The sequence below is a fragment of the Ensifer sp. R-19 genome (assembly GCF_049905105.1).
GTDB lineage: Bacteria > Pseudomonadota > Alphaproteobacteria > Rhizobiales > Rhizobiaceae > Ensifer.
Window position 1 is genome coordinate 2,006,470 of sequence record NZ_CP184570.1, and the last position, 14,702, is coordinate 2,021,171.

Below are 14,702 nucleotides of genomic sequence, written 5' to 3' on the forward strand. Positions count from 1 at the left end.
TGATGCGGCGCCTTTTGTTTTGGGTTCGAACGTGCAGTCAGGATGACGCGCGGGGCGATCGGCGATCGCAGACCAGCATCGGCCCGTATTCGAGCGCGAACAGCGCGAAGGCGGCAATCCACAACACGCCCGAAAGTGCAATCAGATGATGATAGTGTGCGGGCAGCACCTCTGCCAGCGGCCGGATCAGTGCTGCGGCCATGATGGCGACGTAGGAGGCGGTGGTGAGTGTTGATCCCACCAGCGGTCGTCCGGTGTGGCCGCGGCTGGCGCGGGTCATGACGGCGAGCATCATCGAGGCAATCACGCCCACGGTGAGCACGTGCATGACCGGGTATTCGCTCAGGAGTTCGACCGCTCCGGCGGCGACGGCCAGGAAGCCGAGCGGCACGAAGGCATAGGCTGCGTGCAGCACGAAGAGTAGCGCCTCCGGCCGGGTCGCCCATCCGCGCCAGCGGAACAGCCGCACCATGTGGAAGGCGCAGGCGACAAGCGCGATCGTCCCCGTGACGATGTGATCAGGTGCGAAGGTCCAGGCAGCGAGCGCCGCGACACCGATCAGGATCGCCGCGGTGTCGAAGCGGTTATAGGGCACCGGGAAATTTGTGCGCCCGACCTTGTTCAGCCAGTTGCGCGTGAAGCTCGGCACAATGCGTCCACCAACGATCATGATCAGCATGGTGTAGGCGCCGATCGCCAGTCGCGCCGCGGCATCGACGTCGAGGTCGCTGAGAACCGAAAGGTGAAAGCAGATATTGGCGGCAGACAGGAGCACCAGCCCGCCGATGACTTTCAGGTCTTTCCATTTGCGACCGACGATCACCTCGCGCGCGCAGATCAAAAGGAGCACAGGCAGGAACAACGCTTCGATACCGGCCGCGACTGGCAGGCCGATCAAACCGCTCGATAGCAGAGCGATCCGTCCGACCACCCAGAGCCCAAAGAGGCCGGCGAGCGGACCGCCGGAGACCGGCAGCCTTCCCGTCCAGTTCGGGATCGCCGTCAAAAGGAAGCCGCCGAGCACGGCGGAGGAGAAGCCGAACAGCATCTCGTGTGCGTGCCAATGGGCGGCGCCGTAGTTGCCGGCAAGGTCGAGCCCGAGAATCAGTGCCGAGATCCACAGCACCATGGCACCGATCGCCCAGAGCGCGGCACCGAGAAAGAACGGCCGGAAGCCATAGGAGAAAAGCACCGGCCCGGTGGTGGAGAGTCCGCGCGGGATGCCGCCGCTCGGTTTCGGTCTTATGAGTCTGTCCAACATGATCGTCGTCCTCATCGTGCGTGCTTGCGGACTTGCGGATGAGGCTTGATCTATCAATGGCTTCAGAGGGGCTCTTTGCGAAAACGCAAGTATCGCGGCCCCGCTCCGCCAGGTGTGTTCATGCGGGGCAAAGAAAAACGATCGCCTCGAAACGATTTGTTCCAAGACAAAGACGCGATTCGTCTGTGGTTCTATTTCTTTTGTGACTGCTGGGGGACCGGTGGTCGAGACCGGAGGTGAGGCCGCCCAAGTCGGCGCCGCCCACCCTAACTCGTTGAATACAGGCGCGTTTCGCAGAAAGGCCAATTCCGGCCGCTGGAGCGCGTCGAAGGAGAGCAAGATGACTGAACAACTTCAGATGACCCGCCGGACGATGCTTGCCGGCGCTGCCCTGGCGGGCGCGGTTGCGCCGCTTCTCCATACCGCTTCGGCACAGGCGGCCGGCGCCGCCACGGCAGCGGGTGCTGCCCCCGTCGACATCTCGACCCTGCCGCGCGTGAAGGTCGATCTCGTCAAGCCGCCTTTCGTCCACGCCCATGAACAGGTCGCCAAGACCGGACCGCGCGTCGTCGAGTTCACCATGACGATCGAGGAAAAGAAGCTGGTGATCGACCGCGAGGGCACCGAGATCCACGCAATGACCTTCAACGGCTCGGTGCCTGGCCCGCTGTTGGTCGTGCACGAGAACGACTATGTCGAGCTCCGGCTGATCAACCCGGCGACCAACACGCTGCTGCACAACATCGACTTCCACGCCGCAACCGGCGCGCTGGGCGGTGGTGCGCTGACGCAGGTCAACCCGGGCGAGGAAACCACGCTTCGCTTCAAGGCCACCAAGCCCGGTGTCTTCGTCTACCATTGCGCGCCCGAAGGCATGGTGCCCTGGCACGTCACCTCGGGCATGAACGGCGCCATCATGGTGCTGCCGCGCGAGGGCCTGAAGGACGAGAAGGGTCAGCCGTTGACCTATGACAAGATCTACTATGTCGGCGAGCAGGATTTCTACGTGCCGAAGGACGAGGCCGGGAACTACAAGAAGTACGAAACCCCCGGTGATGCCTACGAAGATGCGGTGAAGGCGATGCGCACGCTGACCCCGACCCACATCGTCTTCAACGGCGCGGTCGGCGCGCTGACCGGCGACAACGCCCTGACAGCGGCTGTGGGCGAGCGCGTGCTCGTCGTCCATTCGCAGGCCAACCGCGATACGCGGCCGCACCTGATCGGTGGGCATGGTGACTATGTCTGGGCGACCGGCAAGTTCCGCAACCCGCCGGACCTCGACCAGGAAACCTGGCTCATTCCGGGCGGAACCGCGGGCGCTGCCTTCTACACATTCCGCCAGCCGGGTGTGTACGCCTATGTCAACCACAACCTGATCGAGGCCTTCGAACTGGGCGCTGCCGGCCACTTCAAGGTCACCGGCGATTGGAACGACGACCTCATGACTTCGGTCGTCAAGCCGGCGTCGATGTAGACGGCTGAAGCAAGGTGATTGCGGGGCCGCGATCTGCGCGATCCCGCACGCGAACAAAGGCACGCGCTCGTCAGCGCGTGCCCTTCCCCGGAGGCCTCCCATGACCAGCAACAAGAAATCTGCGGTTTCGCTCCTCTCGCTCGCAGCCCCGGCCGTCCTTTTGGCCGCAATCGGTGGCGTGCTTTCGGCGAAGGTGGGGCTGTTCGACGATCTCAAGGACGGCGTCGACCTGTCGATCAGGCCGCCGGTGACCGTGACGATCGCACCGCGTCAAATGAGCTATCGGGCGGAGGGACACTTCCTGAAGAACGGCTTTGCTGTCGATGCGCCCATCGTCGTTGCGGCGCTCGAGCAGCCGCTCGAGATCATGAAGTACCAGGTGACGCGTCAAGATTTTGAACGCTGCATCGCCGACGGCGCCTGCCAGCAGCCGGAGGGCGGCCATGGTGCCGGCCTGTCGGGCGTGCCGATGACCGGGGTCAACTATACCGACGCGAACGACTATGCGGCATGGCTGACCAGGAAGACCGGCGAAATCTGGCGTCTGCCGACCGACCAGCAATGGGCCTTTGCCGCCGGCTCCAAGTTTCCTGACGATGCGCTCGGGATCGACGGCAGCAAGGAAAATCCGGCGCTGCGTTGGTTGGCAGACTACGAGCGCGAGGCGAGCCGGCAGCGGGCGAAGGACCCGCTGCCGCAGCCTTCGGGCGCTTTCGGCGAGAACGAGTACGGCGTTGCGGACCTGGACGGCAATGTCTGGGAATGGACAGAGACTTGCCACCGCCGCGTGACGATCGGCGACGATGGCGAGGTGCTGAAGGAGCAGCCCGCCTGCGGCATCTTCGTCGTCAACGGCAAGCACCGGGCATCGATGAGCTTCTTCATCCGTGATCCGAAGAGTGGCGGCTGCGCCGTCGGCGTGCCGCCCGATAATCTCGGCTTCCGGTTGGTGCGCGACGGCCGCTGGTATTCGGGCTTCCTCTACGCCTTCGAACGCCGGCTCCAGGGCGCCGGGTAACATGGCGCAGGCAGTGGACCCGCTGGGGCTCGCACCTCTCAACCGGCAAAAGCATGTGGCAATCGCGGTGCTATGGCGTCCTTTGCACATCTGACAGGACGTGCGGCGCCGTGGTCCTTTTGCAGGGTTCCGGGCTGTGCTAGAGCAGAGCAACTCAAACGGCAGGATGCCAAAGTGGCTGCACTCGATCGCACACTCGTCAAATCGCTCCCTCTTTTCCAGAAAATGAGCGATCAGGAACTGGATTCGCTGCTGACGCGCGCCACGGTGCGGCGTGTTCCGCAGAACGAAGCCGTGTTCGAGCAGGGTGCGCAGGCCGACTTCTTCTTCCTGCTGCTGCACGGCCGGCTGAAGGTGACCCAGGTCACCAAGGACGGGCAGCAGATCATCGTCCGGGTCGTCAATCCCGGGGACCTCTTCGGCTTTGCCCGCGCGCTGCAGCGCAGCGACTATCCGGGAACGGCGACAGCCGCGACCGAGAGCCTGGTTCTCGCCTGGCCGACGGAGCTTTGGAACGTCTTCGTCGAGAAGAACCCTCACCTCGCCGTCAACGCCATGCATACGATCGGGCAGCGTCTCGACGAGGCGCATACCCGCATCCGCGAAATGTCGACGGAAGAGGTCGAGCGCCGTGTCGCCCACACGGTTCTCCGCCTTGCGGAGCAGGCGGGCAAGCCGGAAGGCGGCGGCGTCCGCATCGACTTCCCGATCTCGCGCCAGGATATCGCCGAGATGACCGGAACAACGCTGCACACCGTCTCGCGCATCCTCAGCGCCTGGGAAGGGCAGGGCCTCGTCCAGGGCGGACGACAGAAGCTGATGCTCAAGGACATTCCAGGCTTGCGGCGTCTGGCTGAACGGATTGGCAGCTAGAATGGCCGGCCGTACACCAGCGCGCGATCCTGCGACGTTCTTCCACATCGCATGACGGCCATTCACTTGCGAGTGACGAGCTATTGAGAACCCACCCCGCCAATCGCAGGATTGCACAATGTCGACGGGAAGGGATCTTAGATCACGGTTTACGGTGGTTCAGCGTCTACTTTGGAGCGACGATCCCAGGATAGAAGTCACCGTCGCCGCCTTCGTAGTTGCCGCTGTAACCGCCACCGCCGGTTTGGGAGCATGCGGCGAGGCCCAGAACTATTGCCAACAAGATTGTAGCGCGCATTTTTCTACCTTTTTCAGTTCATCGTTCACGACAGGGCTGTCGAAATTCCGTCCTATCATGTGGGGGATCAACCGATATCGGGCAATCCCAATGGCAGGATTTTGCTAGGGTTTTTCCGCGCGAACAGCGTAGCGATGCTGGGACTGCCGTGCCAGACCCTTGAAGACATTCCAGTTCTTGGCCTGGGTGCGATGGATTTCGCGCAGGTCCCTGTCGACCGTGATGTCGACGAAGCCGGCCTTCTGCAACAGTTCGACGACGGCCTCGGCGTGGGCGCCCTTGGAGAAATGCACGCGGGAGAGAATGCTGCGATGCGTCGCCATCATCTGCGGTGAACCGGTCGGCGTTTCCGCCCTGAAGAGGCCGAGGCGTTGTCCCCAGGCGCTGAGCTTCGAGAACAGCCGCTCGAGTGCCGTCGAGTTGACGAAGTCGCCGTCGACGACGAGCAGCGTGCCGCCCGGCTTCAGCACGCGCAGCCATTCGGCAAAGGCTGCGGCCGGATCGACGAGTGTCCACACCAAGTGCCGGTTGACGATCACATCGTAATGGCCGTCGGGCTCCATGGTATTTTCGGCGTCGCCGAGGGCAAAGCGGATCGAGCGGCCACGATTGCGGGCCTTTTCGCGGGCGCGTTCGAGCATGGGTTCGGCCCAATCCAGGCCCTGCACCTTGAAGCCGAGTTCGTCGAGCAGGTGCGAGATGACGCCCGTCCCGCTGGCAAGGTCCAACGCGGCGCGGCCGGCGCCAGGTCCGAGGTGGCGTAGAAACAACGCGTGCCAGGCAGCGCGCTCCTCCTCCGAGAAGATCTCATGTCCCGGTGACAGATCGAAAGTTGCGGCGCGCTCCGACCAGTAGGCCTTGATTTCATCCCGCAGGTTGTAGTTCTGCCGATCCGTTACATCGCTCATGTCGATACCGCCGTCTCTGTTTGGAGGCGTTCTAAAAGATAAATGTTGACTAATAAAGTCATGAAACATTAGATCGCGTCGATTTTCCCAGCGGAGCAGAAAACAATGCGGTTTTTCAACAGGGTGGCTGCGGCCGCCACGGGCTTTTGCGTGCTTTTTTCAACGGCAGCCTTCGCTGATGTCGTGACGCTGAAAGACGTGACCGGCCGCGATGTCGAGGTCAATGTACCGGTCGAGCACGTGATCCTCGGCGAAGGGCGCCAGATCTATTTCCTCGGTGCGCTCGACCGTGACGAGCCGTTCAAACGCGTCGTCGGCTGGCGTGACGATCTCTCCAAGGCTGACCCGGAAAGCTACGCCGCCTATCTCGCGAAATACCCTGATGTCGCCAAGCTGCCGACCTTCGGCGGCATGAAGGACGGCACTTTCGACATCGAGCAGGCGGTCGCGCTGAAGCCCGATGTCGTCTTGATGAATGTCGATGCCAAGACCGCAACGGAGGAGGCTGGCTACATCGAAAAGCTCGCCAAGGTCGGCATCCCGCTCGTCTATGTCGACTTCCGCGAAAAGCCGATGGAAAACACCGAGCCGAGCATGCGTGTGATGGGCAAGCTGCTCGGCAAGGAAGAGAAGGCCGAAGAATTCATCAAGTTCCGCGCCGAAAGCATCGCCAAGGTGACCGACGTTTTGGCGAAGGCCAACCCGAAGAAGCCGCTGGTCTTCGTCGAGCGCGCCGGCGGTTATTCCGACGATTGCTGCATGTCCTTCGGCAACGAGAATTTCGGCAAGATGGTCGAATTCGCCGGCGGCGTGAACATGGCCAAGGACATCATTCCCGGCACCTTCGGCACGGTCAATCCGGAGCAGATCATCGCTGCGAACCCGGACCAGATCATCGTCACCGGCGGCAACTGGCAGGGTTACGTGCCGGGCGGCGCCTGGGTTGGGGTCGGTTATGGCGCGGATGTAAAGGAAGCGGCCCGCAAGCTCGAAAACCTGACCAAGCGCCCGGCCTTTACCGGCGTCCAGGCGGTCAAGGACGGCCAGGTCCATGCCATTTGGCACCAGTTCTACAACAATCCCTACCAGTTCGTCGCGATCCAGCAGATCGCCAAGTGGCTGCATCCGGATCTCTTCGCCGACCTCGACCCGGAAGCGACGTTCAAGGAGCTGCATGAGCGCTTCCTGCCGCTTCCCTATGAGAGCGGCTACTTCGTTTCGCTGACGGCCAGCAAGTAAGCAGATCGACAGCCGGAGGAGGGGAGGTCTCTACGGCGCCGCGCGTCTTATTAGACGCGCAAAGGTCGCCGTAGCACTTTGAATTGCTGCATGTTTTCGCCCTTAAATCGCATGCGATTTAAAAAAACAGCAGCAGCGTCGCGATCGAAAGGAATGAGAATGCCGATCTTCAGGAAAATCGCGTCGGCGATGATCGCCGCCATAGTGCTGGCGGCTCTGCCGGCTAGTGCTGCGGAAATCATCGACGTTACCGGCCGCCGGGTCGAAATCGCGCTGCCCGCCAAGCGCGTGCTGCTGGGCGAGGCGCGGCAGATCCATGTCGCGGCGGCGCTGAAAGGCGAGCATGTCTTCGACACGATCGTCGGCTGGCGCGACGACCTCGTGAAAAAGGACCCGGATTCCTACGCCGCCTATGTCGAGCGCTTCCCCGAGATCGAGAAGCTGCCGCGTTTCGGCTATATCCCTTCAGGCGATTTCAGCCTCGAAGCGGCGATCGCGCTGAAGCCCGATGTGCTGACCCTGAACCTCGAGGCTGAGAAGGCTGTCGAGGAATCGGGCTTCATCGAAAAGGCGGCGGCTGCCGGCATCGCCGTCGTCTATCTCGATTTCCGCGTCGATCCGGCTGCCAACAGCGAGAAATCGGTCGAAATCCTCGGCCAACTCTTCGGCGCCGAGGCAAAGGCGCGTGAATTCATCGAATACCGCAATGCCCAGATCGCGTTGGTGACGGACCGCCTGAAGAAGGCGGGGGCAATCGCACGCCCGAAAGTCTTCATCGAGCGCTCTCCCGGTATCACCGGCGACGTCGTCTGCTGCCGAACCTTCGGTCCGGCGAATTTCGGCAAGATGGTGGAAGAGGCGGGCGGCCACAATATCGGTTCGGACGTGATCAAGGGCACCTTCGGCGACCTCAATCCTGAGCAGCTCATCGTCAGTGATCCCGATCATGTCATCATCACCGGCAGCAACTGGTCGGCGGAATCCGATCTCAACCAGTTCGTCAGCGTCGGCCGTGGCGCCGATGCGGCGGCGGCTGAGGAGCGTCTGCGCGGCCTGATGCAGCGCCCGGGCTTTCCCGGCCTGAAGGCGGTGAAGGAAGGTAACGTGCACGCCGTCTGGCATCAGTTCTACGGCGCGCCTTACGAGTTCATTCCGATCCAGCAGTTTGCCAAATGGTTCCAGCCGGAGCTTTTTGCCGACATCGACCCGGACCGGACTTTCCGCGAGTTTCACGAGAAGTTCCTGCCGGTGACCTATCGCCCGGGCTACTTCGTCTCGCTTCCGAAGGATGGTGAATGATGGTTGCCATGACTGACCAGATTTCCGGCGTTGAGGGACGGGGGCGCTATCGCGCGCTCGTCCTGCGCCGTTTGGTGCTGATCTTCTGTCTCGTCGGCGCGCTGTTTGCGTCCGTCGCGGTCGACATGGCGCTTGGCCCTGCAAATTATCCGCTTGCCGATGTGCTGACGGCGCTGTTCCGGTCGGAAACCGTGAGCGACCAGCTCCGGGTGGTGATCTGGGACATCCGCATGCCGATCGCGCTGATGGCCGTGACGGTCGGCGCCTCGCTGTCGGTCGCCGGCGCGCAGATGCAGACGATCCTCGCCAACCCGCTGGCAAGTCCGTTCACGCTCGGCATCTCCGCCGCTGCCGGTTTCGGCGCGGCCCTCGGCCTCGTTGCCGGCGTCGCGGTCTTTCCGGTTGCGGTCCAGTACATGGTGCCGATCAACGCCTTCCTGATGGCGATGCTGGTGGCGCTCTTCATCCACTTCGCCTCCACCAAGCGCGGCGTCACAGTGGAAACGATCGTGCTGCTCGGCATCGCGCTCGTCTTCACCTTCAATGCTGCGCTGTCGCTGCTCGAATACCTCGCCTCCGAGCAAGCGCTGGCCGCGGTCGTGTTCTGGACGATGGGCAGCCTCACCAAGGCAACCTGGCCGAAGGTCTGGATCACCGGCGCCGTGCTGCTGTTCGCCTTGCCGCTTTTTGCACGGCACGCCTGGGCGCTGACGGCGCTTCGGCTCGGCGACGACAAGGCGGCGAGCTTCGGCATCAATGTTCGCCGGCTAAGGCTCGAGGCGATGATGACCGTCAGCCTGCTTGCGGCGATCCCGGTCTCCTTCGTCGGCACGATCGGTTTCGTCGGTCTCGTCGGGCCGCATATCGCCCGCATGCTGGTCGGCGAGGATCAGCGCTTCTTCCTGCCGGCCTCGGTGCTCTGCGGCGCGCTGCTGCTTTCGGTCACCTCGGTCGTCAGCAAGATGCTGATTCCCGGCGCGGTGCTGCCGATCGGCGTCATCACCGCGCTCGTCGGCGTGCCCTTCTTCTTCGTGCTGATTTTCACCAACAGGAGGCGTGCATGGTAAGCCTGACGCTGGAAAAGGTTGGTGCGAACTATGGCCGGCGCGTGGTGCTGTCGGACGTCAATACAGGTGTCCTTAGGGGCGGTGGCCTGACGGCGGTGATCGGTCCCAATGCCGCCGGCAAGTCGACGCTGTTCAAGCGCATCGCAAGCCTGACGTCCGGGCCCGGCACCGTCCACCTTTCGGACACGTCCAAGGGGCCCGAGGGCATCTGCTACATGCCGCAGGATACCGGCGCCAATGCCGTGCTCACCGTCTACGAGTCGGTGCTTCTGTCGGCCAAGCAGGGTTCCGGCTGGAAGGTGAAGGACGCCGAACTCGCCGAGATCGACCGGGTGCTCGGCGAGCTCCGGATCGCCGACCTCGCCTTTCGCGGCCTCGGCGAGCTTTCCGGTGGCCAGCGCCAGCTTGTCTCCATAGCCCAGGCCCTGGTGCGCAAGCCCGAAGTGCTGTTGATGGACGAGCCGACCTCGGCGCTTGATCTCTTCCGCCAGATCGAGGTACTCGGCTTCATGAAGCGCCTGTCGGCGCAGTCGGGCATGGCGGTGCTGATCGCGCTGCACGACCTGAACCATGCGCTGCGCTACTGCGACGACACGATCGTCATCAGCGGCGGCTCGGTGCTGGCGAGCGGCCCGACCCATGAGGTCATCACCGCGGACATGCTGCGCTCGGTCTACCGCGTCGAGGCGCGTGTGGAGGCTTGCTCCATGGGGCGTCCGGTCGTCATCGTCGACGAGTCGCTTTAGGCGCCAGAACAATTCCATGAAAATTTGAAGCGGTTTCCGTCTGGAACTGCACCAATTCAAGAGGCTGGAAAGCACTTCGCCGCCGAGGCGGCGAAGTGCGGCTTCTGAGATCAGGTCGGCTTGTGCCCCTTCAGGCCGTAGAAGGCGATATAGGCATAGCAGGCGACGGGCATCAGGAAGGCAAGGTGGATGCCGATGTTGTCGGCAAGGCCGCCCTGAACGAGCGGCAACAGCGCGCCGCCGACGATTGCCAGGCACAGGATGCCGGAGCCCTGGCTCGTATATTTCCCGAGGCCGTAGAGCGCCAGGCTGAAGATCGTCGGGAACATGATCGAGTTGAAAAGCCCGATCGCCAGAACCGACCACATGGCAACGCTGCCGCCGGCAAAGACGGTTAGCAGCAACAGCACGATCGCTGCGACTGCGTTGAAGGCCAACGCCTTGCCGTCGTCGACGAAGCGCATCGCAACCGCGCCGATGAACCGGCCGACCATCGCTCCGCCCCAGAAATACATCACATAATGGGCGGCTTCGGCCTCGGAGAGGCCGGCAATGTCGGGCTGGTTCAGGAAGTTGACGAGGAAGCTGCCGATACTGACCTCCGCGCCGACATAGACGAAGATGCCGATGGCGCCGAGGACCAGGTGGCGGTAGTGCCAGGCCGACTTGCCGTCGGTGATCGGCTCGATCTCGTCATGCACTTCGACGGTCGGCAGCTTCAGGGCGGCGAAGAGCGCCGCAAGCAGCAGGAAGGCGGCGGCAAGAAGCAGGTAGGGCATCTTGACCGCGCTTGCTTCGGCGAGCCTCAGCGCGTCGAGCTGCTCCGGCGTCGCGCCGGCAGTGGCGACGACAGCAGCCGACAGGATCAACGTTGCACCGAACATCGGGGCCAGCGTCGTGCCGAGCGAGTTGAAGGCCTGGGTCAGGGTCAGGCGGCTCGCGGCCGTATCCGGCGGACCAAGCACGGTCACGTAAGGGTTGGCCGAAACCTGCAGCAGCGTGATGCCGCTCGCCAGCACGAAGAGAGCACCGAGGAACAGCGCATAGATGCGAAAGCTTGCCGCCGGGACGAACAGCGCGCAGCCGATGGCGGCGATGACGAGGCCGAGCACGATCCCCCATTTGTAGCTGATGCGCTTGACGAGCGCGCCGGCGGGCAGCGAGACGATGAAATAGGCGCCGAAGAAGCAGAATTGGATCAGCATCGACTGCGTGTAGTTGAGCGAGAAGACGTTCTTCAGATGCGGGATCAGAATGTCGTTCAGGCACGTGATGAAGCCCCACATGAAGAACAGTGAGGTGAGCGCGAAGAGGGCAAATCGATAGCCCGTCGCGTCCGGTGACGCGGATGAGGCCGCGCGCGTGGGCTCAGCGCCCTTGGTGATGATACCTGCCAATGGTTTAACCTCATGATGTCGTTGACGCCGGAGCTTGGGGCCTTGGGAGGGCGTCGCATTGGACGCGCCGGCGGCAGCCGTTGATCTTCACTTGGGAGCACGAAGATATCCGGTTGCGCGGCGCTTATACCGCGCGCACAGGGCTTTGACAGTGTGAAAGGTAGGATTTCCCCGGTCGCAGGCCGGCTATCGGTCAGAGCGTGGCCAGTTCGCGATTGGTAAGTGTGCCGACATGGGCCCGTTTGATGTCGAGCTTCCGTTCGAGCGCCGCCATGATGTCCTCGCTGAACTCGATCGATGTCAGTTCGGCGATTTCAGGCAGTGCTCCCGGGGTAAAGACGTTGACCTCAACGAGCTTGTCGCCGACCACGTCGAGACCGACGAGGAACATGCCGTCGCGCACCAGCTTCGGCCGCATCTGCTCGGCCACCGCGAGCATTTCCGGCGTGACGACGGCGGCGACGGGCCTGCCGTTGACATGCATGTTGGAACGTAGCTCACCTTCCGCCGGGACGCGCCGAACCGCAGCGTAGGTATCGCCGCGTTTGAGCGGCCGGCCGTTCATCAGGAACAGCCTGACGTCGCCTTCCGTTGCTGCCGGCAGATATTCCTGCGCGATCACATAGCCCATCTCGCTGACCGCCTCGAAGATCTGGTTGAGGTTCGTCTCGTGGCTGGAGCTAACCTTGAAGACGTTCTTGCCGCCGGAGCCCTGCAGCGGCTTCAGAATGACACCTTCCGGGTGCTCGTCGACAAAGGCCCTGATCTCCTCAATATGCTTCGAGATCAGCGTGGTCGGCCGAACCATCTCGGGAAAGTCCTGGAGATAGAGCTTGTTCTGCGCCCGCGTGAGCCCGTCGGGATCGTTGACGACGATTGCCCCGCGCTCGGCCGCAAGCCGCCCGAAAATCACGCCCGCCTGGGTGGCCCAGGGGCGCGGACCGGCGTCTTCCGACGGGTCGCTTCTCAAAAACAGAACGTCGACGTCGGCGATGTCCAGCGTCTCACGCCGCGTGGCGCCGCTCCGCAACGCGGCGATGAAGGTTTCGGCCTTGCGCGGCTTCGCCGCGCCGAGGTTGAGGGCGTGGATCATCAGGCGGCCATCGGGCCTCAGGATGAAATCACCAGGGGTGACGTAGACGATCTCGTGGCCACGGGCGAGTGCCGCAAGCGCAAGCGATGTCGTCGCATAGACCGTCTCTTCGCCCTCGATGGAGTTGACGAAAAAGGCGATGCGCATTCAGTTTCCTACTCTGCGACCATGTCGAGCGGGGTAATTCCCCTCTGGGCTCGCTGAAGTCGGTCGCGCGCTTTGACGTCATCGAGGAAAATAGGGCGAATGGCCGCGGCACCAAGGAGGCCGCGCAAATTGAGTTCCTGGATCGCACCGAAATGCGACGCGGCGATCTTGCCCATCCAGAAGGGCTCGAGACTGCCGCCGTCGGCGAGATGCTCGAGAAGCTGCAACAGGCCGCGCAGGTAGATCGCGTCCTTGACCAGCCCGCCGCCGCGATAGATGCGCAGCGTAATGTTGAAGGCCTCTGTGGTGCCGAAGCCGTGGCCGTCGACGAGCAGCCGGTAGGTCTCCGGAAACAGTGCGCCGTCAAGCAGGGCCGCGCAGCCGACGACTCTCGCCGCAAGCACCCGCAGCCGGTCCGCGGTCATGCCGGCACTCAAGTATTCGGCGAAAACGGCAAGCCCTTCCTGCATGCCTTCGTAACCGGCAAGCCCTGAGCGGAGGATCCGGAGGCCCTGGGCCGAGCCGTTGAAATAGGTCAGCAGGTGCACGCCGACCTCGTGGCTGAGCAGCGCCTCGACGCGATCGGGGTCGAGTGCCGAGCTTCTGGCGATCAGCAGTTGACCGCGCGAGACGAGCAGGCCGGCTGGCAGGTCGTCGCGAATTTCGACGGACGCGGTGAAATCGGCGGACTGGCGCCGATAGGCTGATATCATCGCCTGGGCTCGCTCCCTTATGTAGTCGCAGTCGCGCTTGTTGCCGGATGTCGGAGACGAGGCGCCATCGGCTGCGGTGCGCGCGAGGATGTCGGACGCGGCGTTGAGAAGGTCGCTTTCCACCGGGCCGTAGAGTGCGCGGCCGAGTTCGACGAATTTGCGGGTCTCGCGCGCGGATATCATCGAGAGCTGCAGATCGACCTCCTGCTGCTTTTCCCGATAGAGGGCATAAAGCAGCGGATCTTCGAGGTGTTCGAAGTTGAGGGTGAAGAGTTTGCGCTTGGCCGTTTCGATCTGCAGCGCCAGCGGCCGATAGTAGAGGCGGGGACTTCGGGAAAAGCCGCTCGACGCGAATTCCGCCCAGGCGGTTTCGGCGTTGATCGGCGTCACCGCGAGCAGGAAATCGAAGCTCGAGGCGATCTCGTCGATGCCGCGGTCGGCACGCACGACCGCGTCGACGAAGGCTTTCCGGCCAAGGGCGCGATGCGTCGGTAGCCGGAAGTCATCGGACCGCGCGCGGGCGAAGGCCGCAACGGCGCGGAGCCCAGCATCGAAGACGCTCGCAACCAGCCGCTCGCGCAATTGCGGATAGATGCGGCGGGTGCCCGGCTCGCAGTAGATGGGGGCAAAACGCACGGTGAGATGGGGATAGTCGAGCGCCAGGGTCTTTCGGCCTGCCCGTGCCTCCGGTTGCCGCTCGACAAGCGTCACATGCGGGGTCCGGAACTTTCCCTCGATCGTCGCAGCGGTCTCGATCAGTGCTTTCGCGGCAACCTGCTCGGCGCCGCTTAGCCCGGCGACGACCTCGATCAGGAAGGGCGGCAGGAACGGCGCGTCCTTGGCCGGCGGGTCATCGCTTTCGAGCTCGGCAAACTCGAGAACGATGAACATGCCCTGCCGCTCTTCGATCACGCGGCCGACCCGCTCGATGACGACGGCGGCGATATCGACGCTCGGAGCCAGCAGATAGGCGGCATTCGCCTGGGCGATATCGCGCGCGACCGGCTGCTGGTGCTCGGCTGCGATATGGACGCAGAGGAAGGGAAGCAGGCGGTCGATGTGCAGCCGTCCACCCTCGCCGAAGTCCCGTCGCACGGCGCGACCATCCTTCAGTCGGGCAATTGCTTCATCGAGCCACTCCGGGTCAGGGCTCGCGCGCATGGGTC

Annotated in this window: 13 protein-coding genes; 7 read left to right on the top strand and 6 right to left on the bottom strand. The window is 63.3% G+C overall.

Annotated elements, in window-relative coordinates:
• Nucleotides 1-37: 37 nt before the first annotated feature.
• Nucleotides 38-1,261 (bottom strand): NnrS family protein, encoded by a 1,224-nt coding sequence (locus ACN9MO_RS28490; RefSeq protein ID WP_113480259.1) that lies wholly within the window; start codon nucleotides 1,259-1,261, stop codon nucleotides 38-40.
• Nucleotides 1,262-1,601: 340 nt separating this feature from the next.
• On the opposite strand from ACN9MO_RS28490, the gene nirK reads away from it, so the two are divergent.
• The 3 genes from nirK to ACN9MO_RS28505 all read left to right on the top strand — a co-directional run bounded on the left by nirK (nucleotide 1,602) and on the right by ACN9MO_RS28505 (nucleotide 4,629).
• A complete protein-coding gene (nirK, locus tag ACN9MO_RS28495; protein WP_057251860.1) occupies nucleotides 1,602-2,738 on the top strand; it encodes a copper-containing nitrite reductase in 1,137 nt (378 codons plus the stop codon).
• 100 nt (nucleotides 2,739-2,838) lie between these two features.
• Entirely contained in the window at nucleotides 2,839-3,756 is a 918-nt protein-coding gene (locus ACN9MO_RS28500; protein ID WP_057251859.1) for an SUMF1/EgtB/PvdO family nonheme iron enzyme, read from the top strand.
• A 225-nt stretch (nucleotides 3,757-3,981) separates the two neighbouring features.
• Complete coding sequence (locus ACN9MO_RS28505) at nucleotides 3,982-4,629, top strand: Crp/Fnr family transcriptional regulator (protein ID WP_057252108.1); 648 nt, start codon at nucleotides 3,982-3,984, stop codon at nucleotides 4,627-4,629.
• A gap of 402 nt (nucleotides 4,630-5,031) precedes the next feature.
• On the opposite strand, the gene ACN9MO_RS28510 is transcribed toward ACN9MO_RS28505, so the two are convergent.
• Nucleotides 5,032-5,835, bottom strand: a complete 804-nt coding sequence (locus ACN9MO_RS28510) for a class I SAM-dependent methyltransferase (protein ID WP_057251858.1) — start codon at nucleotides 5,833-5,835, stop codon at nucleotides 5,032-5,034.
• 105 nt (nucleotides 5,836-5,940) lie between these two features.
• Between ACN9MO_RS28510 and ACN9MO_RS28515 the strand changes: the two genes are divergently transcribed.
• On the top strand, nucleotides 5,941-7,074 hold the full coding sequence (locus tag ACN9MO_RS28515) for an ABC transporter substrate-binding protein (RefSeq protein WP_057251857.1): 1,134 nt from the start codon (nucleotides 5,941-5,943) through the stop codon (nucleotides 7,072-7,074).
• Between the two features lie 50 nt (nucleotides 7,075-7,124).
• On the opposite strand, the gene ACN9MO_RS28520 is transcribed toward ACN9MO_RS28515, so the two are convergent.
• Complete coding sequence (locus tag ACN9MO_RS28520; RefSeq protein ID WP_162733605.1) at nucleotides 7,125-7,277, bottom strand: hypothetical protein; 153 nt, start codon at nucleotides 7,275-7,277, stop codon at nucleotides 7,125-7,127.
• Between ACN9MO_RS28520 and ACN9MO_RS28525 the strand changes: the two genes are divergently transcribed.
• The 3 genes from ACN9MO_RS28525 to ACN9MO_RS28535 are packed head-to-tail and all read left to right on the top strand — an operon-like array spanning nucleotide 7,264 to nucleotide 10,186.
• Nucleotides 7,264-8,373 (top strand): ABC transporter substrate-binding protein, encoded by a 1,110-nt coding sequence (locus tag ACN9MO_RS28525; protein ID WP_425987202.1) that lies wholly within the window; start codon nucleotides 7,264-7,266, stop codon nucleotides 8,371-8,373. The genes ACN9MO_RS28520 and ACN9MO_RS28525 overlap by 14 nt on opposite strands.
• Nucleotides 8,370-9,440, top strand: coding sequence for a FecCD family ABC transporter permease (locus ACN9MO_RS28530; RefSeq protein WP_113132500.1), 1,071 nt, complete (start codon nucleotides 8,370-8,372; stop codon nucleotides 9,438-9,440). The genes ACN9MO_RS28525 and ACN9MO_RS28530 overlap by 4 nt, the downstream gene beginning before the upstream one ends.
• The gene (locus ACN9MO_RS28535; protein WP_057251854.1) at nucleotides 9,434-10,186 is read left to right on the top strand and encodes an ABC transporter ATP-binding protein; all 753 of its coding nucleotides are present in this window, start codon (nucleotides 9,434-9,436) and stop codon (nucleotides 10,184-10,186) included. The genes ACN9MO_RS28530 and ACN9MO_RS28535 overlap by 7 nt, the downstream gene beginning before the upstream one ends.
• A gap of 110 nt (nucleotides 10,187-10,296) precedes the next feature.
• Here the strand turns inward: ACN9MO_RS28535 and ACN9MO_RS28540 are convergent, their stop codons facing one another.
• From ACN9MO_RS28540 to ACN9MO_RS28550, 3 genes are all read right to left on the bottom strand, one after another.
• Nucleotides 10,297-11,571 carry a sugar MFS transporter gene (locus ACN9MO_RS28540; protein ID WP_244495659.1) on the bottom strand — a complete coding sequence of 425 codons (1,275 nt, stop codon included), beginning with the start codon at nucleotides 11,569-11,571 and terminating at the stop codon, nucleotides 10,297-10,299.
• A gap of 205 nt (nucleotides 11,572-11,776) precedes the next feature.
• Nucleotides 11,777-12,823 (bottom strand): glutathione synthetase, encoded by a 1,047-nt coding sequence (locus tag ACN9MO_RS28545; protein WP_057251852.1) that lies wholly within the window; start codon nucleotides 12,821-12,823, stop codon nucleotides 11,777-11,779.
• An 8-nt stretch (nucleotides 12,824-12,831) separates the two neighbouring features.
• Complete coding sequence (locus ACN9MO_RS28550; protein WP_375293070.1) at nucleotides 12,832-14,697, bottom strand: flavohemoglobin expression-modulating QEGLA motif protein; 1,866 nt, start codon at nucleotides 14,695-14,697, stop codon at nucleotides 12,832-12,834.
• Nucleotides 14,698-14,702: the final 5 nt, after the last annotated feature.

Coding starts and splice junctions, on each gene's coding strand:
- ACN9MO_RS28525 (WP_425987202.1), top strand. CDS start 7,264: ATGATCGCCGCCATAGTGCTGGCGGCTCTGCCGGCTAGTGCTGCGGAA.
- ACN9MO_RS28505 (WP_057252108.1), top strand. CDS start 3,982: ATGAGCGATCAGGAACTGGATTCGCTGCTGACGCGCGCCACGGTGCGG.
- ACN9MO_RS28515 (WP_057251857.1), top strand. CDS start 5,941: ATGCGGTTTTTCAACAGGGTGGCTGCGGCCGCCACGGGCTTTTGCGTG.
- nirK (WP_057251860.1), top strand. CDS start 1,602: ATGACTGAACAACTTCAGATGACCCGCCGGACGATGCTTGCCGGCGCT.
- ACN9MO_RS28510 (WP_057251858.1), bottom strand. CDS start 5,835: ATGAGCGATGTAACGGATCGGCAGAACTACAACCTGCGGGATGAAATC.
- ACN9MO_RS28535 (WP_057251854.1), top strand. CDS start 9,434: ATGGTAAGCCTGACGCTGGAAAAGGTTGGTGCGAACTATGGCCGGCGC.
- ACN9MO_RS28550 (WP_375293070.1), bottom strand. CDS start 14,697: ATGCGCGCGAGCCCTGACCCGGAGTGGCTCGATGAAGCAATTGCCCGA.
- ACN9MO_RS28530 (WP_113132500.1), top strand. CDS start 8,370: ATGATGGTTGCCATGACTGACCAGATTTCCGGCGTTGAGGGACGGGGG.
- ACN9MO_RS28520 (WP_162733605.1), bottom strand. CDS start 7,277: ATGGCGGCGATCATCGCCGACGCGATTTTCCTGAAGATCGGCATTCTC.
- ACN9MO_RS28545 (WP_057251852.1), bottom strand. CDS start 12,823: ATGCGCATCGCCTTTTTCGTCAACTCCATCGAGGGCGAAGAGACGGTC.
- ACN9MO_RS28500 (WP_057251859.1), top strand. CDS start 2,839: ATGACCAGCAACAAGAAATCTGCGGTTTCGCTCCTCTCGCTCGCAGCC.
- ACN9MO_RS28490 (WP_113480259.1), bottom strand. CDS start 1,261: ATGTTGGACAGACTCATAAGACCGAAACCGAGCGGCGGCATCCCGCGC.